A 21,182-nucleotide genomic window follows, 5' to 3' on the forward strand; every position below is an offset into this window, starting at 1 on the left:
ATATGAGATGGACACTTCCTAATATTCTGACCATCGCCCGGCTGCTTGCCGCGCCCATGGTCGCCGTGATGTTTCTGTACTTTGCCCGTCCGTGGGCGGATTGGTACGCTTTTATCCTGTTTATTGTGGCGTCGATCACCGACTATCTTGATGGCTATCTTGCGCGCGCATGGAAGCTGGAAAGCCTGTTTGGTGCGGCGATGGATCCGATTGCGGATAAGGCGATGGTGCTGATCGCGCTGTTGGTGATCAATGGATATGCGGGCGTGACACCGTGGATCTTGCTGCCCTCGGCCCTGATCATCTACCGCGAGGTGTTTGTGTCGGGCTTGCGCGAAACCTTGGGCGACAAAGCCCGCGCGCTGAAGGTGACCAATCTGGCGAAATGGAAAACCACCGTCCAGATGGTGGCCATCGCGGTTCTGTTTTCCACCGGCATCTTCGAACATTCGATGTTAAACCGGTCGCAAGGCATGGACGCAGAGCTGATCGAAAGCATCTATAATGGGATGATCCCGGATGAGGTGGGCCTGAATTTCTATACAACCGGTTTGATCTGGTCGACTTACGTTGGCGTCGCCCTTTTGTGGATCGCCGGCATCCTGACAATGGTGACCGGTTGGGATTACTTCCGAAAGGCAATGCCTTTCCTGCGAGAGGAACCTGAAAATGGTTGATGTGATGTATTTTGCCTGGGTGCGCGAACGCATTGGCGCGCCGCGCGAACAGGTTGAAACAAATGCCAGCACCGTGGCGGATTTGGTGGAAGAGCTGCGAGCGCGTGAACCACGCTATGCCGAAGCCTTCAAAGACCTCTCCGCCTTGCGTGTCGCGCTGGACCAAGAACTCTCAGATTTTGATGCGCCTCTGAAAGGCGTGCGCGAAGTGGCGTTTTTCCCCCCGATGACGGGCGGTTAAGATGTCCGCGCGCAATCATACCCGTGTGCAAGCCGACGAGTTTGACCCAAGTGCTGAGCTGCAAGGTTTTGGCCGTGGTCGCAAGAATGTCGGCGCTGTGGTCAGCTTTACCGGCGTTGTGCGCGACGATGATGGCTCGCTTGACCGGATGGAGATCGAACACTACCCCGGCATGACGCAAAAAGCGGTCGGCGCTATTGTGGATAAGGCGATCACCCGGTGGGATCTGGCCCAATGCCTGGTCATCCACCGCTATGGCCCCATGCGCCCGGGCGATCAGATCATGATGGTGGCCACCGCCGCCAAACACCGCGTCGCTGCCTTTGAAGCGGCAGAATATCTGATGGATTACCTGAAATCCCGCGCGCCCTTTTGGAAAAAAGAATTCACCAAAACGGGCAAAACCGCCTGGGTGGAAGCCAAGGTGAATGATGAAGATGCGTTATCGCGCTGGGAAGAAAACGGCCTGGCCTAGGGACCAGCATAGATTTCCCCACAGGATTTTATTTTTTGCCAGATGCGTTGTGCACCAACCGCAATGTTGCGCATCGTTCCCGTTCTAATATCGGTTCTGCGTCCAGTGCCCGAATGGGGCTGTCATCGTCGGGGATTTCACCTTTTTGCAACAAATCGAGATACCGACCACAACAGACCATCAAAAACGAGGTAAAGCTGCCTTCGGTATGATCGGCGGCAGTGGCTTCAAAATACAATGTGCTGACCAATTCTTCCGTGCTCAACTGATCCCGGCGAGCAATGCGATCAAGAATGGTCCAGTAAAAATTTTCAATAGGCAACGCGACGGTGACGCCGTCAACACGATAGGTCCGTGTGGTTTTTGCCCAGAAATTTGGGTCCGCTCCGACAAATAGACGGCACATGGGATCCTCCCGTATTCTGTTAATAATGTCTGGGAGTCCACACGGATAGATTGCGCGTTGCAAGCGGATTCAACAATTTTGCGTGGAAAAAGTCGGGAATTTCACGCCGATCTTATGAGGCGCAGCCCATGTTCGCGCTTACGCGAGCTTTCTTTCAGGCACAATTTGTTGCGCAACTCCAGCCGAAAGCAAATAGATCGAGGTCACCACCAACCCCCAATGCGCCCAGCTTTCGGGGTGAAAATCGACCCAGGCCGCCCAGCCCGCAAAGAATGTCCACGCCAGGGCCATTGGAAAACTCAGCATTCGCCAGCGCATCGTGCGGGTGGGGTGAATGAATTTCAACGGAAAGAACATCCCGGCGGCAAGCACGATGATCAACGCCAGCATGACCCAGAAATTAGGCTCTGTTGCAAACAACACAAGGATCAGCATATTCCAGCATCCCGGAAAACCGGAAAATGAATTATCTTTTGTTTTCATGCGTGTATCGGCAAAATACACCACCGAGGCAAAGGTGATCACAATGATCGCCACCCAACCGGTCCAACCGGGCATCAGGCCGGATTTAAACAGCGCATAGGCCGGGATGAACACATAGGTCAGATAGTCGATGATCAAGTCCATCAACACACCATCATACTGCGGGGCGTTGATTTTGACGTGGTAATGTCGCGCCAATGGCCCGTCGACACCGTCCACCGCAAAGGCGACAACCAACCACAAAAACATCAGCCCCCATTTTTCATCTACGGCCGCCAGCATGGCCAGCATCGCGAAAACCGCACCGGTTGCGGTCAAAAGATGCACGAGAAGGGCTTTGGTCTGAATATTCATGGGCGCCTTGTGCCGCAAATGTGCTTTGGAAGAAAGGGAAAATCTAAGATTTGCTTAAGTTGCGCGGTTTGCCCGTGGGTGCGTGGCCTCATAAACGTCCATCAATCGGGCGGTGTCGACGGCGGTATAGGCCTGAGTGGTCGACAGGCTGGCATGGCCCAAAAGTTCCTGAATCGCACGCAAATCTCCACCTGCATTCAACAAATGCGTCGCAAAAGAATGGCGCATCGCATGGGGGGTGGCGCTGGACGGCAGGCCCAGTTGCAAACGGGTTTGTTCCATCACCTTCTGCACGGCGCGCGGGTTCAACGCCCCGCCGCGGACCCCCCGAAACAGCGGCGCCGTCGGCGTTTCCCGGTGCGGAGATTGTCGGCGATAGGTTTCAACCGCGCGGCGCGCCACATCCAGCACGGGCACGATGCGTTCCTTGCCGCCCTTCCCGGTGATGCGAAGCACCTCTGGCAGGGGGGCATCGGCGCAGGTCAACGAAAGCGCCTCGGAAATACGCAAGCCGCAACCGTAAAGCAAGGTGACCACCGCAATGTCACGCGCACCCGCCCAATCCTGTCGCGCCTGATCCCCAACCAAACCCAACACAGCCTTCGCCGCATCTGGCGCCAAGGGCCGGGGGAGTTTTTTGGTGAATTTCGGGCTGCGCACGGACAAAACGGCGGTGGCGTCAAAATCGTCGCGTTCACTGAGCCAGTTGTAAAAGCTTTTTACCGCGGATAAGGCCCGTGCCAAAGACCGTGTCGCCACGCCGCGTGCCCGTTCATGGGCCATCCAAGCCCGCATATCTGACAGCGTAACCTCTGCCAAAGCGGCCCGCCCTTGGGGGCCGCCCAAATGCTGCGCCATAAAGGCCAGAAAGCCGGAAAGATCGGTTTGATACGCGGTTAGGGTATTGTCTGCAGCCCCACCAAGGGCACGCAGATGATCAAGCCAGGTCTCCAGCGCGTCGCGCGCGCCGGGAGAGATTGCAAGAGAATTGCCCCCGGTCACGACAACCAGCGGCGCATGGCGCGTTCAAACACCCCGCCGAAAAACTGAAGCAAATCTGTGCCTTGCCCCGGTTTGAACTGATGCGGATCTTCGGCCCCCATCACCAACATGCCGGGCAGGCGACCACGGCCCAGATCAAGGCGAATGCAGGCCTCGGACCGGACCCAAAACCCGCTGTCGCCATAAATTGTAGCATCCTGTTCCTGAATTTGCCGCAAAAACACCGAGCGCGCATTTTGGTCGCGTGGCCCACCAAGATAGTTGTCGATGAACCCCGGTTGCGCGGTGGCCAGCACGCTGCCCAGTTTTTGCACAGCGGGATTTTTGTCGCTTTGCACGGTTTCCAGCACCAGACGCACAGCGTCTACGCGCAAAATTTCGGCCACTTCGCCGCCCAAATCTTTCATGAAGTCTTCGAATTCGGCGGGATCCAACATACGCAAAACCGCGCGGTGGATCAGGTTCATTCCGGCCAGATTTTCGTAAGCGGCCGCAATCACAGAGCGGTGGGTGTCTTCAAGCCGGTCAAGGCGCGCCTCAAGCCGGTCCATGGCGATACCGCGCAGATCAACGATATTGGTGCCCATCGCGCGTTCGTTTGCCGCGATCAACGCATGCATAAGCCCTTGATCATCAAGAATGACTTCAGGTTGCGAGATCAACGCGTCGCGCAGGTCATCTGCAATAGAAACGGAGTTGCTCATAACTGCCTCAGTGCTTGTTTAGCGTGTTTGTCTGTTCTTATTTTTATACGTTGCCCGCATTTATACACGAGCTTGGCGGCAATTACCGCATGTTTTTGGTTAAGATACCGTAAACGCGGCAAGGCCGTGACCTTGCCGCGACATTTTTCACGCAGACGCGGTTACAGAATTTTGATGTCTGCCGCGGCGATGTCCGCCAAAAACGCGTCCAAACCTTTGTCGGTCAGCGCGTGGGAGGCCATTGCTTTGATGACCGAAGGGGGGGCCGTGATCACGTCTGCGCCCACAATCGCGCAATCTTTTACGTGGTTCACGTTGCGGATTGAGGCGGCCAGGATTTCGGTCTCATAGCCATAGTTGTCATAGATGGTGCGGATGTCAGCAATCAGCTCCATCCCATCCAGCGCGATGTCGTCCAAACGGCCAATGAAAGGCGAGATGAATGTCGCCCCTGCTTTGGCCGCGAGCAGCGCTTGGTTGGGCGAAAAGCAAAGGGTCACATTGACCATGCTGCCTTCGTCCGACAGGGTTTTACAGGCTTTCAGCCCGTCCCATGTCAGGGGCACTTTTACCGCGATATTGTCGGCGATTTTGGCCAGTTTACGCCCCTCGGCGATCATGGTTTCCGCGTCAACGGCGGTGACTTCGGCGGACACGGGGCCATCCACGATCGAACAAATCTCTTTGGTGACTTCAATGATGTCACGGCCCGATTTTTTGATGATCGAAGGGTTGGTCGTCACGCCGTCCACCATGCCAAATGCGGCAAGGTCTTTAATGGCGTCGATGTCGGCGGTATCTGCAAAGAATTTCATATGCGCGTTCCTATCCAGGTTTGGCAGCTTGTTCTTGGCGTTCTCATAGCGCAAAAAGAACCCAGACTGAAACCCCTGATGAGCTGAGACCCCGGATGCCTGCGCGCCAAATGAAAATGTCCAATGCCGGGTCCGATGTCGCGCGCCGATTTGGCGCGGGTGAACGGGTGGCTGTGATGACCACCCAGCCGCTGGACCGCATCCTGACTTATAAAGCACCTGAGGGTGGCTGTGTGCAGGGCGATTACGTCGAAGCGCCCTTGGGGCCGCGCAAAGTGTTGGGCGTCATCTGGGGACCGGGCGAGACAGGCTTTGATGCCGCCAAGTTGCGCGCCGTGAACAAGGTGCTGGATGTGGCGCCCATGCGCGGGGAAATGGCGGATTTTCTGACCCGTGTGGGCGATTACACCATCACACCGATGAACCACATGCTGCGGCTGGCGACCCGTGCGCCGGGGCTGATGGATCCGCCCTCGATGCGCAAGGTGCTGCGCGCCACCGGGTTTCGCCCCAACCGTCTGACCGATGCGCGTGCCAAGGTGATTGCGGCGATGGATGACAATCCGGGGGCGGCGTTTACGCAAACCGAACTGGCGGGTCTGGCGGATGTGTCTGGCTCTGTGGTGAAGGGCTTGGTCAAACTGGGCGCGTTGCGCGAAGAGGACGCGCCGCGTGACATGCCCTACCCATTTCTGGACCCGCTGAAGCCGGGCAAAACCCTGACCGAAGATCAGGGTGTGGCGGCGCGACAGCTGACGGACGCGGTGAAATCGGGCCGCTACGGGACCACACTTTTGCGCGGCGTCACAGGATCTGGCAAAACCGAAGTCTATATGGAGGCGGTGGCGGCGTGCCTGCGCAAGGGGCGCCAAGCGCTGGTGCTGCTGCCTGAGATTGCGCTGACATCAGAGTTCCTGAAACGGGTCGAAGAACGTTTTGGCGCGCGGCCCGCCGAATGGCATTCCGGCGTGACCATGACGGAACGCCGCCGCTGTTGGCGCATGATCGGCGAGGGAGAGGCGCAGCTTGTGGTCGGCGCGCGCTCCGCCCTTTTTCTGCCATTCCGCGATCTGGGTCTGATCATCGTCGATGAGGAACATGACAATTCCTATAAACAGGAAGACGGCGTGCTCTATTCCGCCCGCGACATGGCCGTTTTGCGTGCCTCAATTGTGGATGCACAAGTGGTGCTGGCCTCTGCCACCCCGTCACTGGAAACATGGGCCAATTGCGAAGCCGGGAAATACAAACGCATCGAATTGACCAGCCGATATGGCCCCGCTGTGCTGCCCGATATGCGTGCAATTGACATGCGCACCGAGGATCTGCCGTCGAATTCCTGGATTTCGCCCACGCTGAAATCCGCCATCACTGCGCGGATTGCGAAGGGCGAACAATCGCTCTTGTTCATCAACCGGCGTGGCTATGCCCCGGTGACGATTTGCCGAGCCTGTGGGCACCAAGTGGGCTGTGATCATTGTGATGCGCGCATGGTGGAGCATCGGTTCCAAAAGCGTCTGGTCTGTCATCAATGCGGTGAAACCAAACCGATGCCAGAGGTCTGCCCAGACTGTGAGGTCGAGGGGAAAATGGCCCCGGTTGGCCCCGGTGTGGAACGTCTGGCCGAAGAGGTCACGACCAGTTTTCCCGACGCGCGCATCGCGGTGCTGTCGTCCGATCTGTTCGGCTCTGCCCGCGCGCTGAAGGCCGAGATTGAACGCATTGCGGCGGGGGAGGCTGACATTATCATCGGCACGCAGTTGGTCGCCAAAGGGCATAATTTTCCGCATCTGACGTTGGTCGGTGTGATCGACGCCGATTTGGGCCTGCAAGGGTCTGATTTGCGCGCGGCCGAACGCTCGTTTCAATTGATCCGCCAAGTGGCGGGACGGGCGGGGCGGTCTGAGGCGCGGGGCACGGCGCTTTTGCAGACCTTCCAGCCAGAACACCCGGTCATTCGCGCGATCCTGTCGGGCGATGAAGAGAAGTTTTGGCGCGCAGAAGCGGGCGAGCGTCACCATGCGGGCGTGCCGCCTTATGGTCGGCTCGCGGGGATCGTGATCTCAAGCCCTGACGTGCAAGCGGCATTTGATCTTGGGTCCGACATGGCGCGGCGCGATGGGCCGCTGCGTGACATTGGCGCGCAGGTCTTTGGGCCGGCCCCCGCCCCGATTGCGCGCGTGCGCGGCCGCCACCGGGTGCGTTTATTGATCAAAGCTGAGAAATCCGCGCCAATTCAGGCCGCCATTCGCAAATGGTTGACGCAATTTCCGGTCAAAGGCGATTTGCGCATTCAGGTCGATATTGATCCGCAGAGTTTTTATTGAGGGTCGATCATCAGGAAAAGGAGGGGCTTTGCCCCTCGCGAAGCAAGTTCGCTCACCCCAGGATATTTGTAGAAAGAGGAAAAAGGCGTGGGGTGTGCGTCTACGTGTGGGGTATTTGCCGGACCATCCGCCTTACTTCAGTCTCAGAGGTTTCAAATCGTCCGCCGGGTGGGTCGAAGTCTGAGAAGGCGTGATCTCCTGCGGCGGGGAGGTTGCAGGCGGCATGCGCCTCGTAAGCGCCGGTTTGGCGCATCACATCGGCGACGTTTTCGGCGGTCAACCCACAGCCGGGCATGACTGACAATGCGCCACCCGCGCGCGTCACCATCCGTTTGATCATCGCGGTGCCTTCGGGGGCAGTGGGCTTTGAGCCTGAGCTCAGCACGCGATCAAAACCCAATGAAACCGCCTGGTCCAGCGCCAACAAAGGGGCGGGCACCACGTCGATCACCCGGTGCAATGTCTTGCCAAGGGGGCCAGCGGCGCGGGTTAGTTTGCAGAGCAGCGGCAGGTTTAACGCGTCATCGTCGGCTTGGGCGCCAAGGACCACCCCTGCCAACCCGGCCGCGCGTGCGGTGGCAATATCGGCGAGCATGATCTCTGCCTCAGCGTCAGAGAAGTGAAACACCCCGCAGCGCGGACGGATCATCGCGTAACAGGGGATGGGCAAGGTGGCGGCGGCGTGCATCAATCCAGCCGAGGGGGTCAGCCCGCCTTCAGACAACGACGAACAGAGTTCTACCCGTCTGGCGCCACCATTCATCGCGGCCATAACCCCGGCCAATGTATCCACGCAAACCTCAAGCATCTTGATCCCCTTTGTGGGGGATGTGAGCGTGGATGGGATGCCAAGGCAAGAAATTCTTTGCGGTTGCTCTGGGGTTACTGCGCCGGTTGCGGGACGCCGCCACCTTTGGGTTGGTCGATCAGGTAATCGGTGGCCATTGCGCCGATCCACATGCACAGCAGGGCCAGCCAAGCGGTGGCAACAAAGATTGACCCGCCTGTCACGCCCGCGCCAATGGCACAGCCGCCCGCGAGCATCCCGCCAAAGCCCATCATAATGGCCCCGGTCATGGAGCGGCGCATGACGGCCTCGCCCTCATATCCCTGGAATTTGAACTCTCCCGCCAGGTAGCTGGCAGAAAAGGCGCCGATGACCACGCCGGGGATCAGGCCCACGTCAAAATCCAGGACGGGATCGGGGATCAGGAAAAACATCAATGTATTGGCTGACGGCCCGGTGAAGGTGGCGGATGTCACGGTGACCGGATCAAAGGCGGATTGCGACAGTTGAAAGGTCAGCACCCAACCCAAAGCCACGGCAAACCCCACGCCCGAGCCAAAGACCAACCGTTTGGCCCCCAGATTGGACCGCTTTGCAAGGTAAAGTGCCAGCACCGCAATCCCCAAACCCATCGCAAAGCCAAACCACTCTGGCAGGCCCAACAGCGTGAGCAGGTTCACATTGGTGCCGCCTTTTGTCATCCAAAGCGAGGCCAGATAGGTGCGGAAATCAGCGAGATACCCATGCAGGCTCATCTGCGCGACAATTGCCATCAACATGCCTGACATGACGGATCGCAGATTGCCGGTGGCGGCGAGCACCAGCAGCCGACCAGAGCAACCGCGGGCCAGCACCATGCCAACACCAAAGATCAACCCGCCAATGATCGCCCCAGACCAGCTTCCGGTTACGGCCATCATCCGTGCGTCTTCTGTGCGCAAAAGCCCCAACAGGGCCGCCCCCTGCACCCAGACAAGCGCGGTTGAGAAGGTCAAGAGCCAGATGGCGACGGAATTTGACATCGTTCGCCGGGCAAATTCCACTGTTGCCGCCCGCAGACAAAACCGCGAGCGCTGGGCGGCGATGCCAAAGACAATCCCGGTGATCAGACCAAAAAGCGCCCCGGTTGGGCTTTCGCCGATGCGTTCAATCAGAGGGACAATATCCATAAGGGCTCCTCGGGCGGGGTTGTGTGGTTTGCGGGGCACTATGGCTGCGTGCGTTAGGGCGCGCCTTGACCTATATCATATAGGTATTGTGTTAAGTGAATGTGTTTTCTGTTGGTGTTAAGTATTAAACAGGCGTAAGGCGAAAGGATGAGACATACGATCCTGACCCTTGATGAGGCGCGCGTGCTGCCGTTTTGGCGACGCCCGGTTTTTTTACTGTTGTTGATGACGGCGGCGATGCCGCTTGCGTTTTCAACCTGGCTTGCGCTGCTGAATAACTTTGTGATCGGCGAGGCGGGGTTTACCGGTGTGGAAATCGGTTGGCTGCATACGGTGCGTGAAATTCCCGGTTTTCTGGCCATTGGGGTAATCGCGCTGATTATGCTGATGCGTGAACAGACGCTGGCGGTCGGGGCCTTGGTGTTGCTGGGCGCCTCCACGGCGGTGACCGCATGGTTTCCATCGTTTTCGGGCATCCTGATTATCACGATGCTAAGTTCGGTTGGCTTTCACTATTATGAAACTGTGAACCAATCGCTGCAGCTGCAGTGGATCAAAAAGGGCCGCGCGCCGCAAATGCTGGGCTGGATCACAGCGGTTGGGTCGGGCGCTTCGCTGCTGGCTTACGGGCTGTTGGTGCTGACGTGGAAGACGTTAGAACTGAGCTATAACAGTGTTTATCTGGTATCCGGTGGGCTAACTGTGGCGATCGCGGTGTTTTGCTGGTTTGCTTACCCAAAGTTTGAAAGCCCGGAACCACAGCTGAAAACCTTTGTGCTGCGAAAACGCTACTGGCTTTACTATGCGCTGCAATTCATGGCCGGTGCCCGACGCCAGATTTTCACAGTCTTTGCCGCCTTTATGATGGTCGAACGCTTTGGGTTTGAGGTGCATGAAGTTACCGCGCTGTTCTTGATCAACTATGTGGCCAATATGATTTTTGCCCCTTTGATGGGCAAAGCGGTGGCGAAATGGGGGGAGCGGCGCGCGCTGACATTTGAATATATCGGGTTGATCGGCGTGTTCCTCGCCTATGGTGGGATCTACTTCTTTGGTTGGGGGGTGGTGCTCGCCGCGGCCCTTTATGTGATTGATCACCTGTTCTTTGCGCTGGCTTTTGCACTGAAAACATATTTTCAGAAAATCGCCGACCCACAAGACATCGCGCCCACAGCGGCGGTGGCCTTTACCATCAACCATATCGCGGCCGTGTTCCTGCCGGTTCTTCTGGGCTATCTTTGGGTGGTGTCACCCGGCGCGGTGTTTGGGTTTGCTGCCGCTATGGCCTGCGTCTCGCTTGCCCTTGCGCTGATGATCCCACGCCACCCGGAAAAAGGTCACGAGACCGTGTTTGCCCGCCCCCTTGCGCAGCTGGCCGAGTAACCCCAAATTCTTCCCAAATGGAGGCTCCGCGATGCTTTTTGGTAAATCGAAGAAATCAACCTTGGTGACACAAGAGGATGCGCTTGCCGGCCGCCAATCCTCTGTGCTGACACCGGCGGTGCACCATGTCTTTGGCAATGATCTGACAATGAACGTACCAGATGGGTTCGAAGTCGCCGTGTTTGGCATGGGCTGTTACTGGGGCGTGGAACGGATTTTCTGGCAACAGCCCGGCGTTTGGCTGACCATGGTCGGTAACGCAGGCGGATATTCCACCCACCCCACCTATGAAGAGGTCTGCACAGGCCAAACCGGCCATACCGAAGCGGTGCGCGTGGTCTATGACCCGTCGAAAACCAGCTTTGATGCGCTGCTGAAGGTATTTTGGGAAAACCATGACCCGACCCAAGGGATGCGTCAGGGCAATGACACGGGCACGCAATATCGCTCGGCCATCTACGCCACCGATCAGGCACAGCTTGACGCCGCCCGCGCCTCGGCCGCCGAATTCGGCCCGCGTCTGGCCGCGCAGGGGTTTGGCCCGATCACAACCGAGATTAAACTGGTGGACGAGTTTTACCCCGCAGAAGCCTATCACCAGCAATACCTGTCGAAAAATCCGACCGGTTATTGCGGGATTGGTGGCACGGGTGTGACCTGTCCGATCGGCACCGGCGCTTGACCCACAGCAAAACGGGCCCCCAAAGACCAACCCACGCGGTGGCTTTGGCCTTTGGGGGCGGTGGCCTCGCTTCGCTCGGCGAACCTCTTGCCTCCGGCGGGGATATTTTTAGAAAGAGGAAGGCAACGCGCGGCTCTTTTCCTCTTTCTATAAATATCCCCGCCGGAGGCACCTGATGATAGCCAAGGCACGCCCAAGTTGGTTGATTGCCAGATGCTCAGGAACGCTTGACCCTTTCCGCGTCGCCCGCTAGGCCCTTTTTAACCTCTGAAAGGACCGATCATGCCCACCTGGACCGCGCTTACCACCCTTAAAGGTCAATCCGCCGCTGAGGCCCTTGGCGAAGCGATGGAGACCCTGATCCCTGAACCAACTGGCGTTGGCGTGTTTGAGATCGAAGAGGATTGCGACCGGTGGGAGGTGAGCGGCTATTTCACCGAAGCGCCAGATCAGGCCGGCCTTGCGCTTTTGTCCGCGATGCATGGCGCAACCACGTTCACCATCGAAGAATTGCCCGAAACCGATTGGGTGGCCCATGTGCGTCGCGAATTGGCGCCGGTCGAGGCGGGGCAGTTTTTTGTCTATGGCTCACATGACGCCGATCAGCTGCCTGACGATAAAATCGGCCTGCTGATTGAGGCGGCGATGGCCTTTGGCACCGGGCATCACGGCACCACGCTGGGCTGTCTGCGCGCGCTTGACCGCTTGGCGAGCGAAGGGTTTGTGGGCGAAAAGGTTGCGGACATCGGCTGTGGCACGGCGGTGCTTGGCATGGCGGCGGCCAAGATTTGGCCCAACCCGGTGATTGTGTCTGACATCGACGACGTGGCGGTGGATGTGGCGCGTACAAATGTGGCGGCCAACGGGCTTGAAAATCGGGTGATCTGTGTGGAAGCGGCTGGTTTTGATGCCCCAACGCTCAGGGATGCGGCCCCGTTTGATCTGGTGTTTGCCAATATCCTTAAGGGGCCATTGATTGGATTGGCACCGGACATGGGGGCATCGATTCGCACTGGTGGCTATGCGATTCTGTCTGGAATCCTGAATCCACAAGCCGATGAGGTCATCGCCACTTATTCCGAAAATGGGTTTAATCTGGTCAATCGGGAAGAGATTGTTGACTGGACCACGCTGATTTTAACGAAATCTGACTAAACTAAGGCGGAAACAGTTCGTTTCCTCGCTGTAATTGCCATATTTTGATATACAGGTTCATAGATTTTGTTGGTGGGGGCCAACATGAGGGTACGAAGATGGCCGATGCCAACTACGTCAAATTCAGCAAGCGCATGCGCTTGATCGAAAAGCGCCACCGCAAAATGTCGCGCGGGTATGTGCAAATGGTGGAACGCGATGGTATTCTCGTCCCCAAGACGCGCCGCGTCGCGCGCCGGCAGTTTCCGCTCAGGGGCCTTGCGATTGTACTTGCGCTTTTTCTTGTCTTCAAAGCCGGCTTGATGATTCAGCTGGGGGCCGCCACCTATGATGACCGTGTGGCCAAGCTGGCCGCGGGATCGTCGGCGGAAAAGGTCGGTGCTTGGGTCATGACCGCAGATCCCATTTCGATCTGGATTTCAAAGCAAGTCAAAACGCTCTTTTAAGCATAGAGAAGAGGTCGTCCTTCTTCTGTTTTCTGAAACCCCGTTGGTCTTATCGGCCAAAGGGGTTTTGGCGTTTCTCAGCCTTGGTTTTCATAGATTGGCGGTGGCGCAAAGGCGACCAATCCAAGTTTTCGGGCGGTTTCTAGCGTCAGAATTTCACTGTTGAATGCAGGCAGCTGAAAGGCGCGAATGGCCGTGCGGGTTTGCCCATCCATCACGCCGGAGACTGGCCCGTCAAACGCCCCGCGGGCGGCAAGCGCGCGCTGGACCGAGGCCACAAATTCGGGCGTCATCGCATCCGGGCAGGGGACTTCGAAATAATAGACCTCTCCGCCCGCGGCGATCACCTGTTTGGTCACGGTTTCATACTGCGGTGGGGTGATGATTGTCGCGCCATCCGGGGCAAAAACCGCCGGGGTCACTTGTTTGCTTTCGGTGACGGTTTCAATCACGGCGGGGGTGACGTCTTTGCCGTAACACGCCCCGTCGCGCCCGCCATCAGGCCGGTCGCCGGGGGCCATCAAGGTCGCCCCTTCGGGCACCTTTGTCACATCGGCCTGCGGGGTGCAGGCCATAAGGCCAAGCCCAACAAGAGACCCAAGGAAGGATGGGATGAATACGCGTTTCATGTCTGCTCGTTTGTTGTCGTTGACCGGATTGCACCCGCAGGCGCCTTATGTGGTGTGTTTTGCGAAAGGTTACCCTGTTTACCCCAGCGGGCCTAGCCCCGGCCGATGGAAACTGGCGATAAGCCGCCAAACCCCGCGATTTCACTGAAATATGAGGTCTTTTGACCATGCCCCCTCGGTAGAAACCCCAGGAGGGGGTCGCAAAATCGCGCGCCACGGTTTATATGCGCCGTGAACCCTAGATCAGCCTATTTTTGTGTATCGGATCGCGGGGAAAACGCATTAGATATGCCTCAAGCAAATGGATGGAGAGAGCCAGATGGCAAAGATTACCTATATCGAGCATAACGGCACCGAGCACACCGTCGATGTGGCCAATGGGCTGACCGTGATGGAAGGCGCGCGCGACAACAACATTCCCGGGATCGAAGCCGATTGCGGCGGGGCCTGTGCCTGTTCCACCTGCCACGTTTATGTGGATGAGGCTTGGGTGGAAAAAATCCCGGCCAAAGATGCGATGGAAACCGACATGCTCGATTTCGCGTTTGAACCCGATGCGGCCCGCTCGCGTCTGACCTGTCAGGTGAAAGTCACCGACGCGCTGGACGGTCTTGTGGTGCATATGCCCGAAAAACAAATCTGATGACGGCGGTGGTGGGGCGTGTGCTGGGCGTGATCTGCGCCTGTGCCTTTGCGCTCTTGGCGCCCCCCGTCTCGGCAACCCCGCCCGATCAGATCACCAAGGCGGAGTTTTCTGAACCCACCACGCGGTACGCCCACGGTGTGTTGGGGGATAACGTGGAATGGGGCGCGCTTGAACTGACCATCGACGCATGCTTTGGCTGCGACAGCGCGGTGGTTGAAACGCGGTTGATCCGACTGCCGCAAACCCGCGTATTCGAAGACCTCGCCCCGCGGATTTTCCGTGATGAAGACGGCATGACGCTTGTTGCAGTGGTCGAAAGCGATGCCAAGCTGGGCGCGCGCCTGTCGGTTTATGACCAGGATGGGCTTTACGTGGCCACGCCCTTTATTGGCAGGGCGAACCGGTGGTTGGCCCCAATCGGCGCCGCAGATTTCGACGGCGATGGCTGGGTCGACCTTGCCTATATCGACCGGCCACATCTGGCGAAAACCCTGCGTGTCTGGCGTTTGGATCGTCACAAGGGCGCACCGCGCCTGTCTGAAATCGCCTCCAAATCTGGCTTGACCAATCACCGCATCGGGGATGGTTTCATCACCAGCGGCCTCCGCGATTGTGGGCAAGGCCCAGAGATCATCACCGTGGACGCAGCATGGCAAAACATCATGGCGACACGCCTGTCGGGAAACACCCTGACCAGCAAAGCAATTGCGCTCTTCAACGGCCCTCCCAGCCTGAACGCACATTTGGCTTGCGACAGCTGACGGCCCTTTTTTCTTGTCATAAATATCCCAGGGTGAGCGCAAAGCGCGAGGGGCAGCGCCCCTTACTTGCGATAAAATCCACCCAGAACGCAGTCGAACACCAGACCAAAACACAAAAAACCCACGCCAAAAGACGCGGGTTTCTGTGATTTAGCGAGCGTGATCTTACAGCGCGCGCCAGCCGATGTCTTTGCGGTAAAATCCGTCCGGCCAATTGATCCCATCCACCATCGCATAGGCACGTTCTTGTGCTTCAGCCAAAGTGTTCCCGCGCGCGGTCACGTTCAAAACCCGCCCGCCGGTTGCGGTGATCTTCCCGTCAACCGCTTTGGTGCCCGCGTGAAAGACCATGTTCTTGCTGTCTTCTTGTGTGCTGTCCAGCCCGCCAATCACGGTGCCCTTCTCATACGCCCCCGGATAGCCTTTCGCGGCGTAAACCACTGTAATTGCGTGATCATCGGCCCAGTTCACCTGTGCCTCGTCCAAACGTTCTTCCGCACAGGCCAACAAAAGATCCAGCGCTTGTGCACCCAGACGCATCATCAAGACCTGACATTCCGGGTCGCCAAAACGGACGTTGTATTCCACCAGACGCGGTTGCCCGTCTTTGATCATCAGACCCACATAAAGCACACCCTGATACGGCGTGCCGCGTTTGGCCATTTCGGCCACGGTTGGGTTCACGATCTCATCCATCGCCTTTTGCGCAATCTCATCGGTCAGAACGGGCGCCGGCGAATAGGCCCCCATGCCGCCCGTATTTGGCCCGGTGTCGCCTTCGCCCACGCGCTTGTGGTCCTGCGCTGTGCCGATCGGCAGAGCGGTTTTCCCGTCACACAGGACGAAATAAGACGCCTCTTCGCCTTCCATGAACTCTTCGATCACCACCTCGGCCCCGGCACCCCCAAAGGCCCCGCCGAACATATCGTCGATGGCGTCGAGCGCTTCGGCTTCTGTCATCGCAACAATCACGCCTTTGCCCGCGGCCAGCCCGTCGGCTTTAACCACAATCGGCGCACCATTTGCGCGGATATGTGCCTTGGCGGCATCCGCATCGGTGAAATGGCCGTAGCCCGCCGTGGGCGCGCCAGAGGCATCGCAAATCTCTTTGGTGAAGGATTTTGACGCTTCCAACCGGGCCGCCGCAGCCGAGGGCCCAAATACCTTGATGCCCGCCTCGCGCAGCCGATCCGCCACGCCATTTGCCAAGGGGGCCTCGGGACCTACGATGACAAAATCCACGCTGTTTTCCTGCGCAAACTCAACCACAGCCCCGCCGTTCTCAATATCAATCGACGCACATTCCGCAATCGCATCCATGCCCGCATTGCCCGGCGCACAGATCAACCGATCGCATTTCGGGTTCTGTTTAACCGCCCAAGCCAACGCATGTTCGCGCCCGCCGCTGCCGAGAATGAGAATGTTCATGTTGGTCCCCTGATATCCGGTCTGATATGGGGTGGGGCATAACGATCAAAGCCGTTGGAAACAAGTCTGTTGGCCGCCGAATGGTCGTAGAAATAATGCGCAATGTCTCGGCAAGGCCTTGGCCTTCTGCACGGCGCCGACTACAGTTTCCGAAACCTTCATAAGCACCGAGCGCCCCATGTCTGACCTGATCGACGACCCCAATCCCGGCCAGAACACGCCTGAATATTCCGTGGCCGAAATCTCGGGCGCGGTGAAGAAAACCATCGAGGGGGCCTTTGGGCGCATCCGGGTGCGCGGCGAGGTGGGGCGCGTGTTCAAAGCCCGCTCGGGTCATTTGTATTACGACGTGAAGGACGACGGAAACGTACTGGGTTGCACCACATGGAAAGGCCAGGCGGCGAAACTTTCCGTGCAACCAGAAGAGGGCATGGAGGTGATTGTCACCGGCAAGCTCACCGCCTTTGGCGCCCAATCAAAATACAACATGAATGTTGACGAGGTTGTGGTTGCCGGCGAAGGCGCGCTGATGGCCATGCTCGAAAAACGCAAGAAAAAACTGGCGGGTGAAGGCCTGTTTGACGAGGCGCGCAAACAGAAAATCCCGTTTTTGCCAGAGATCATCGGCGTGATCACCTCGCCTTCGGGGGCGGTAATCCGCGATATTCTGCACCGTCTGCGCGACCGCTTTCCGCGCAAGGTTTTGATCTGGCCAGTTGCCGTTCAGGGGGCCGCCTGCGCCCCCGAAGTCACCCGCGCGATCCAAGGGTTCAACGCGCTGACCCCCGGTGGGTCGATGCCACGCCCCGATCTGATTATTGTGGCGCGCGGCGGCGGTTCAATCGAAGACCTTTGGGGGTTTAATGAGGAAAACGTGGCCCGTGCGACAGCCGCGTCCCAGATCCCAATCATCTCGGCCGTGGGGCATGAAACCGACACCACGTTGATCGACTTTGTGTCTGATCTGCGCGCACCGACCCCAACCGCCGCCGCTGAACACGCCGTGCCTGTGCGGCTGGAACTGATGGCCTGGGTGGATGAGGCCGGCGCGCGCTTGTCACGCGCTGTGGGCCAAGGGGTCACGCAACGCGGCCAACGTCTGCGTGATCTGTCGCGGGCTTTGCCGCGCCCGGACACGCTGTTGGATGGGCCGCGTCAACGGTTTGATCGCTTGGGGGATCAATTGCCAAACGCGCTGCGCAATGTGACGCAAATTCGAAAAGTTCAATTGTCTCAGGCGTCTGCGGGGCTTCGGCCAAAGGTTTTGACCGGGACGTTGGCGCAGCGAAACAAAGAGCTGGCCACCCTTACGACCCGGCTTGGCCCCGCGTTGGGGCGTGGCACGGCTCAGGTGCGGCGTGATTTTGACAAGCTGGCGGGGCGGCTGTCTGCGGATCGGATCACCGCGGATATGGCCGGGCAAAGCCGTGACGTGGCCGAGCTGACCACGCGTTTGACGCGCGCCTATGAGGGCAATGTGTCCCGGCACCGCGACCGGCTGAGCGGGCTGGAGCGGATGCGCCAAACCTTGGGTTATACCGAGACATTGAAACGCGGTTATGCGGTGGTGCGTGGTGATGGGAACGTGGTGACAGGTCGGGCCGACGCCCGTGCCGCCGCTGTGCTTGAGATCGAGTTTTCGGATGGCCGCATGATGGTGGACGGAGGCCCCGTTGACGCGCGCTCTGCGGATGTGCCCGCTGATAAAAATGCGGAAAAGACCGCGGTCAAATCGCCGAAAAAGCCCGCCCATAAACCCGCCCAAAAACCCGCAAAGAAAAAGGCGCCAAAACCCGGACCTGAACAGGGGTCGCTGTTTTAGAGCGTTTCCTGAAGAATTGAGTTCTTCAGGATCACTTAATGCGTTGAAATATTTGATTTCAGGCAGCGTTAGGTGATTCAGATTTCTCAGGAAACGCGGCCGCGCCTTGATTTCATTCGATCAATGGGTGCTATCGCTTTGGCTTATGTCCACCAGCCGCGCCGCCACCCGAACGGCCACCGCCACCCGAACCACGCCCAGATGGTTTCCCGCGAGAGGGCGGCTTGCCACGAGATGTGGGTTTGCCGCGCCCGGTTGGCGCATCCCATTCGTCGATCAACGGCCCCTTGCGGGCGCGTGGTTTCGATGCGGGTTTCGAGGCCGCTTTTGCGCCAGATTTCCCACCGGGTTTCTGACCCGCTGCGGGATCGGCTTTGCCGCCAGCACGCCCGGAGAGGGGACCACCAAGCTTACCACCCGCTTTGCCGCGCCCTGTAACGGGCCGGGGGGCATCTGCGGTTTTTCCGCCGGGGGTGTCTGGCCCACCGGCCCGCTTGCGCACGGGCATTTTGCGGTCCAGATCCAAACCAAGCTGGTCGCGCAATACGCGCGGGCGCAATTCTTCAACTTCGCCAGCGGCCAAGGTGCCCAATTGGAACGGGCCATAGCTGATGCGCATCAGGCGGTTCACGGACAGGCCCACCGCCTCCATCGCGCGGCGAATTTCGCGGTTCTTGCCCTCTTTCAGCGCCACGGTCAGCCAGGCGTTGGCGCCCTGTTGACGGTCAATGGACACGGACATCGGTTGAAACCGCTCGCCGTCGATGGTGATGCCTTTGCGCACCGGCGCCATCATTTCATCATGGGGTTTGCCGTTCACACGCACGCGGTATTTGCGGGTCCACCCGGTTGAGGGCAGCTCCAGCTTGCGCTTAAGCTCGCCATCATTGGTCAGCAACAGCAGCCCTTCGGAGTTCAGATCCAGGCGCCCCACGCTCATCACCCGCGGAAGATCCTCTGGCAGCGCGTCAAAAACCGTGTCGCGGCCCTTTTCGTCGCGGGCCGATGTCACCAAACCGGTGGGCTTGTGATAAAGCCACAGGCGCGGGGGTTCGGGGTCGGCAAGCGGCACGTCGTCGACCAAAATCTCGTCTTTATTGGTCACATTCAGCGCCGGGCTGGTGATCACCGCGCCATTCACCGCCACGCGGCCCGCCTCGATCATCCGTTCCGCATCCCGACGACTGGCCACACCCGCACGCGCCAGAACCTTGGCGATGCGATCCCCTTTTGCGGGGTCTTTTGTGTTTTCCGTCTGGCTCGGGTTTGGGCGCTGCGATGCGCGCTTGGCAGGTGGCCGAGCAGGGCGGGCGGATTTGCGTGTATCTTTGGTCATACCCCGCCATAGCGCGCGCGGGGCAAAAGGGAAAGGCTTGGCATTCACCCAATTGCAGGTCATCAAGGCGATATGAACACTGCGTCACCCTATATGAAGGCCGCCATGGCCCAAGCACGCGCGGCAGCTTTGCGCGGCGAAGTGCCTGTGGGCGCGGTGGTTGTGGCCCCGGATGGGCAGATCCTGGCCGCGGCGGGCAACCGCACCCGCGAGCTGAATGATCCAACGGCCCATGCCGAGGTATTGGCGATCCGGGCGGCCTGTGCCGCAGTTGGCTCAGAGCGCCTGCGAAACCACGATCTTTATGTGACGTTGGAGCCTTGCCCGATGTGCGCCACGGTGATTTCCGCCGCGCGCATTCGGCGGCTTTATTACGGTGCTGCGGATCCCAAATCTGGCGGTGTGGCCCAGGGGCCGCGTATCTTTGCCCACCCGCAATGCCACCATGTGCCAGAGGTGTATGACGGCATTGGCGAGGATGAGGCGGCGGCGTTGCTCAGTGATTTTTTCAAAGCGATGCGGGGGTAAGGCATGGATTTGGCGCTGGCAATTCTGCCGATCTTACTGACGTTGCTGACCGGCTATGTGCTGGTGGCGGCCAATATGATTCCAAAGGCCGATTGGCCGGCGATTGAAACCCTGTCGTTTCGGTTGCTGATCCCGGTGATCTTGTTGCGCCTGATCTCAAAGGTGGATTTTGCGGGGGCTGGGGTCGGCCCATTTGTGTTGACCTTGGTTGCGACGGTGGCGGGCATTTCGGCGGTTGCTTTTGCGCTGCGCTTGTTGCCAAAACATGTGCTGCCCAACCCGCCGTTCACCACGTTGTTTCAGTCCACCAGCCGGTGGAATGGGTTTGTTGGTTTGGCCGCAGCGGAGCTGTTTTTAGGGCCGGAAGGCACCGCGTTGATCGCCTTGGCGATGGCGGTTTTGGTGGCGCCGTTGAATATCGTAAACGTGTCAATCCTGTCCGCCTTTGGTCCGAGTGAGGCCTCGGTCAAGAAGGTTCTGCTGGGGATTGTGAAAAACCCGCTGGTGCAGGGCGGGGTGCTGGGGCTTGTGATCAATTTCACCGGCAGTGAGATCCCGAAACCCATTGATGACACGCTGGAACTTATTGGCCGTGCGGCGCTTGGCGTGGGCATTCTGGCGATTGGCGCGGGGATTTCCCTGCGGCGTTTGCTTTTGCCACATTGGCGCACCGTGCTGGGGCTGGTTTTGCGCCCCGGTCTTTCGAGCGGGCTTTTGTTGCTGATGGCGCCGATCTTTGGCCTGACGCCCGAACAGACCCTTGCCGGGATCTTTGTCTTTGGCGTGCCCGCCGCCACCAATGGCTATGTGGTGGCGCGGCAAATGGGGGGGGACGCGGATCTTTATGCGGATGTGATGACCTGGCAAACGCTGTTGGCTTTGATCTGGTTGCCCATGGCCGCGATCTGGCTGTTGCCTTAAAGTTC

Annotated in this window: 23 protein-coding genes; 13 read left to right on the plus strand and 10 right to left on the minus strand. The window is 58.7% G+C overall.

Annotated features, from left to right (window positions below):
* Positions 1–2: 2 nt before the first annotated feature.
* From pgsA to KKW20_RS00600, 3 genes are read left to right on the plus strand one after another with little or no spacing between them, the layout of a single operon-like run.
* Positions 3–677 (plus strand): CDP-diacylglycerol--glycerol-3-phosphate 3-phosphatidyltransferase, encoded by a 675-nt coding sequence (gene pgsA / locus KKW20_RS00590; RefSeq protein WP_214565210.1) that lies wholly within the window; start codon positions 3–5, stop codon positions 675–677.
* Positions 670–918, plus strand: a complete 249-nt coding sequence (gene moaD / locus KKW20_RS00595) for a molybdopterin converting factor subunit 1 (RefSeq protein ID WP_214565211.1) — start codon at positions 670–672, stop codon at positions 916–918. Before pgsA ends, moaD begins: the two co-directional genes overlap by 8 nt.
* Position 919: 1 nt before the next feature.
* Positions 920–1,393, plus strand: coding sequence for a molybdenum cofactor biosynthesis protein MoaE (locus KKW20_RS00600; protein WP_214565212.1), 474 nt, complete (start codon positions 920–922; stop codon positions 1,391–1,393).
* Between the two features lie 28 nt (positions 1,394–1,421).
* Here the strand turns inward: KKW20_RS00600 and KKW20_RS00605 are convergent, their stop codons facing one another.
* From KKW20_RS00605 to fsa, 5 genes are all read right to left on the minus strand, one after another.
* On the minus strand, positions 1,422–1,799 hold the full coding sequence (locus KKW20_RS00605; RefSeq protein WP_214565213.1) for a ribbon-helix-helix domain-containing protein: 378 nt from the start codon (positions 1,797–1,799) through the stop codon (positions 1,422–1,424).
* A 138-nt stretch (positions 1,800–1,937) separates the two neighbouring features.
* On the minus strand, positions 1,938–2,636 hold the full coding sequence (locus tag KKW20_RS00610; protein WP_214565214.1) for a CDP-alcohol phosphatidyltransferase family protein: 699 nt from the start codon (positions 2,634–2,636) through the stop codon (positions 1,938–1,940).
* A 54-nt stretch (positions 2,637–2,690) separates the two neighbouring features.
* On the minus strand, positions 2,691–3,638 hold the full coding sequence (locus KKW20_RS00615; protein WP_214565215.1) for a tyrosine recombinase XerC: 948 nt from the start codon (positions 3,636–3,638) through the stop codon (positions 2,691–2,693).
* Entirely contained in the window at positions 3,635–4,342 is a 708-nt protein-coding gene (locus KKW20_RS00620; RefSeq protein WP_214565216.1) for a DUF484 family protein, read from the minus strand. The genes KKW20_RS00615 and KKW20_RS00620 overlap by 4 nt, the downstream gene beginning before the upstream one ends.
* Before the next feature lie 161 nt (positions 4,343–4,503).
* Positions 4,504–5,157: a fructose-6-phosphate aldolase gene (gene fsa / locus KKW20_RS00625; protein ID WP_214565218.1), complete on the minus strand. Its 654-nt coding sequence runs from the start codon at positions 5,155–5,157 to the stop codon at positions 4,504–4,506.
* A gap of 116 nt (positions 5,158–5,273) precedes the next feature.
* Between fsa and KKW20_RS00630 the strand changes: the two genes are divergently transcribed.
* The gene (locus KKW20_RS00630) at positions 5,274–7,484 is read left to right on the plus strand and encodes a primosomal protein N' (RefSeq protein ID WP_214566000.1); all 2,211 of its coding nucleotides are present in this window, start codon (positions 5,274–5,276) and stop codon (positions 7,482–7,484) included.
* A gap of 100 nt (positions 7,485–7,584) precedes the next feature.
* Here the strand turns inward: KKW20_RS00630 and KKW20_RS00635 are convergent, their stop codons facing one another.
* Together KKW20_RS00635 and KKW20_RS00640 are read right to left on the minus strand one after the other, a co-directional pair.
* A complete protein-coding gene (locus KKW20_RS00635; protein WP_214565220.1) occupies positions 7,585–8,292 on the minus strand; it encodes a copper homeostasis protein CutC in 708 nt (235 codons plus the stop codon).
* Positions 8,293–8,366: 74 nt separating this feature from the next.
* Positions 8,367–9,440 carry a YeeE/YedE family protein gene (locus KKW20_RS00640; RefSeq protein WP_214565223.1) on the minus strand — a complete coding sequence of 358 codons (1,074 nt, stop codon included), beginning with the start codon at positions 9,438–9,440 and terminating at the stop codon, positions 8,367–8,369.
* 147 nt (positions 9,441–9,587) lie between these two features.
* On the opposite strand from KKW20_RS00640, the gene KKW20_RS00645 reads away from it, so the two are divergent.
* From KKW20_RS00645 to KKW20_RS00660, 4 genes are all read left to right on the plus strand, one after another.
* Positions 9,588–10,823 carry an MFS transporter gene (locus KKW20_RS00645; protein WP_214565225.1) on the plus strand — a complete coding sequence of 412 codons (1,236 nt, stop codon included), beginning with the start codon at positions 9,588–9,590 and terminating at the stop codon, positions 10,821–10,823.
* Between the two features lie 31 nt (positions 10,824–10,854).
* Positions 10,855–11,505 (plus strand): peptide-methionine (S)-S-oxide reductase MsrA, encoded by a 651-nt coding sequence (msrA, locus tag KKW20_RS00650; protein ID WP_214565227.1) that lies wholly within the window; start codon positions 10,855–10,857, stop codon positions 11,503–11,505.
* A 282-nt stretch (positions 11,506–11,787) separates the two neighbouring features.
* Positions 11,788–12,660, plus strand: coding sequence for a 50S ribosomal protein L11 methyltransferase (locus KKW20_RS00655; RefSeq protein WP_214565229.1), 873 nt, complete (start codon positions 11,788–11,790; stop codon positions 12,658–12,660).
* 98 nt (positions 12,661–12,758) lie between these two features.
* On the plus strand, positions 12,759–13,106 hold the full coding sequence (locus KKW20_RS00660) for a hypothetical protein (RefSeq protein WP_214565231.1): 348 nt from the start codon (positions 12,759–12,761) through the stop codon (positions 13,104–13,106).
* Positions 13,107–13,183: 77 nt separating this feature from the next.
* On the opposite strand, the gene KKW20_RS00665 is transcribed toward KKW20_RS00660, so the two are convergent.
* Entirely contained in the window at positions 13,184–13,735 is a 552-nt protein-coding gene (locus KKW20_RS00665) for a peptidoglycan-binding domain-containing protein (protein ID WP_214565233.1), read from the minus strand.
* A 319-nt stretch (positions 13,736–14,054) separates the two neighbouring features.
* Here KKW20_RS00665 and KKW20_RS00670 point away from each other — a divergent pair, with 319 nt between their 5' ends.
* Positions 14,055–14,378, plus strand: a complete 324-nt coding sequence (locus KKW20_RS00670) for a 2Fe-2S iron-sulfur cluster-binding protein (protein ID WP_214565235.1) — start codon at positions 14,055–14,057, stop codon at positions 14,376–14,378.
* Complete coding sequence (locus tag KKW20_RS00675; protein ID WP_246534372.1) at positions 14,378–15,142, plus strand: FG-GAP repeat domain-containing protein; 765 nt, start codon at positions 14,378–14,380, stop codon at positions 15,140–15,142. The genes KKW20_RS00670 and KKW20_RS00675 overlap by 1 nt, the downstream gene beginning before the upstream one ends.
* Before the next feature lie 165 nt (positions 15,143–15,307).
* On the opposite strand, the gene purD is transcribed toward KKW20_RS00675, so the two are convergent.
* Complete coding sequence (gene purD / locus KKW20_RS00680) at positions 15,308–16,570, minus strand: phosphoribosylamine--glycine ligase (protein WP_214565237.1); 1,263 nt, start codon at positions 16,568–16,570, stop codon at positions 15,308–15,310.
* Positions 16,571–16,748: 178 nt separating this feature from the next.
* Between purD and xseA the strand changes: the two genes are divergently transcribed.
* Complete coding sequence (xseA, locus tag KKW20_RS00685; RefSeq protein ID WP_214565239.1) at positions 16,749–18,392, plus strand: exodeoxyribonuclease VII large subunit; 1,644 nt, start codon at positions 16,749–16,751, stop codon at positions 18,390–18,392.
* A gap of 130 nt (positions 18,393–18,522) precedes the next feature.
* Here xseA and KKW20_RS00690 read toward each other — a convergent pair whose 3' ends face one another.
* On the minus strand, positions 18,523–19,728 hold the full coding sequence (locus tag KKW20_RS00690) for a pseudouridine synthase (protein ID WP_214565241.1): 1,206 nt from the start codon (positions 19,726–19,728) through the stop codon (positions 18,523–18,525).
* Positions 19,729–19,800: 72 nt separating this feature from the next.
* Here KKW20_RS00690 and KKW20_RS00695 point away from each other — a divergent pair, with 72 nt between their 5' ends.
* Both KKW20_RS00695 and KKW20_RS00700 read left to right on the plus strand, forming a co-directional pair.
* A complete protein-coding gene (locus tag KKW20_RS00695; protein WP_214565243.1) occupies positions 19,801–20,256 on the plus strand; it encodes a nucleoside deaminase in 456 nt (151 codons plus the stop codon).
* A gap of 3 nt (positions 20,257–20,259) precedes the next feature.
* Positions 20,260–21,177 (plus strand): AEC family transporter, encoded by a 918-nt coding sequence (locus KKW20_RS00700; protein ID WP_214565244.1) that lies wholly within the window; start codon positions 20,260–20,262, stop codon positions 21,175–21,177.
* Positions 21,178–21,182: the final 5 nt, after the last annotated feature.

It is taken from the genome of Aliiroseovarius lamellibrachiae (genome assembly GCF_018599245.1).
GTDB lineage: Bacteria > Pseudomonadota > Alphaproteobacteria > Rhodobacterales > Rhodobacteraceae > Aliiroseovarius > Aliiroseovarius lamellibrachiae.

Bases quoted from the DNA above. Each gene is read 5' to 3' on its own strand.
- KKW20_RS00610 (WP_214565214.1), bottom strand. From the start codon at position 2,636: ATGAATATTCAGACCAAAGCCCTTCTCGTGCATCTTTTGACCGCAACC.
- KKW20_RS00700 (WP_214565244.1), top strand. From the start codon at position 20,260: ATGGATTTGGCGCTGGCAATTCTGCCGATCTTACTGACGTTGCTGACC.
- purD (WP_214565237.1), bottom strand. From the start codon at position 16,570: ATGAACATTCTCATTCTCGGCAGCGGCGGGCGCGAACATGCGTTGGCT.
- KKW20_RS00660 (WP_214565231.1), top strand. From the start codon at position 12,759: ATGGCCGATGCCAACTACGTCAAATTCAGCAAGCGCATGCGCTTGATC.
- xseA (WP_214565239.1), top strand. From the start codon at position 16,749: ATGTCTGACCTGATCGACGACCCCAATCCCGGCCAGAACACGCCTGAA.
- fsa (WP_214565218.1), bottom strand. From the start codon at position 5,157: ATGAAATTCTTTGCAGATACCGCCGACATCGACGCCATTAAAGACCTT.
- KKW20_RS00670 (WP_214565235.1), top strand. From the start codon at position 14,055: ATGGCAAAGATTACCTATATCGAGCATAACGGCACCGAGCACACCGTC.
- pgsA (WP_214565210.1), top strand. From the start codon at position 3: ATGAGATGGACACTTCCTAATATTCTGACCATCGCCCGGCTGCTTGCC.
- KKW20_RS00675 (WP_246534372.1), top strand. From the start codon at position 14,378: ATGACGGCGGTGGTGGGGCGTGTGCTGGGCGTGATCTGCGCCTGTGCC.
- KKW20_RS00665 (WP_214565233.1), bottom strand. From the start codon at position 13,735: ATGAAACGCGTATTCATCCCATCCTTCCTTGGGTCTCTTGTTGGGCTT.
- KKW20_RS00645 (WP_214565225.1), top strand. From the start codon at position 9,588: ATGAGACATACGATCCTGACCCTTGATGAGGCGCGCGTGCTGCCGTTT.
- KKW20_RS00620 (WP_214565216.1), bottom strand. From the start codon at position 4,342: ATGAGCAACTCCGTTTCTATTGCAGATGACCTGCGCGACGCGTTGATC.
- KKW20_RS00605 (WP_214565213.1), bottom strand. From the start codon at position 1,799: ATGTGCCGTCTATTTGTCGGAGCGGACCCAAATTTCTGGGCAAAAACC.
- moaD (WP_214565211.1), top strand. From the start codon at position 670: ATGGTTGATGTGATGTATTTTGCCTGGGTGCGCGAACGCATTGGCGCG.
- KKW20_RS00690 (WP_214565241.1), bottom strand. From the start codon at position 19,728: ATGACCAAAGATACACGCAAATCCGCCCGCCCTGCTCGGCCACCTGCC.
- KKW20_RS00695 (WP_214565243.1), top strand. From the start codon at position 19,801: ATGAACACTGCGTCACCCTATATGAAGGCCGCCATGGCCCAAGCACGC.
- KKW20_RS00640 (WP_214565223.1), bottom strand. From the start codon at position 9,440: ATGGATATTGTCCCTCTGATTGAACGCATCGGCGAAAGCCCAACCGGG.
- KKW20_RS00600 (WP_214565212.1), top strand. From the start codon at position 920: ATGTCCGCGCGCAATCATACCCGTGTGCAAGCCGACGAGTTTGACCCA.
- KKW20_RS00655 (WP_214565229.1), top strand. From the start codon at position 11,788: ATGCCCACCTGGACCGCGCTTACCACCCTTAAAGGTCAATCCGCCGCT.
- KKW20_RS00630 (WP_214566000.1), top strand. From the start codon at position 5,274: ATGTCCAATGCCGGGTCCGATGTCGCGCGCCGATTTGGCGCGGGTGAA.
- msrA (WP_214565227.1), top strand. From the start codon at position 10,855: ATGCTTTTTGGTAAATCGAAGAAATCAACCTTGGTGACACAAGAGGAT.
- KKW20_RS00635 (WP_214565220.1), bottom strand. From the start codon at position 8,292: ATGCTTGAGGTTTGCGTGGATACATTGGCCGGGGTTATGGCCGCGATG.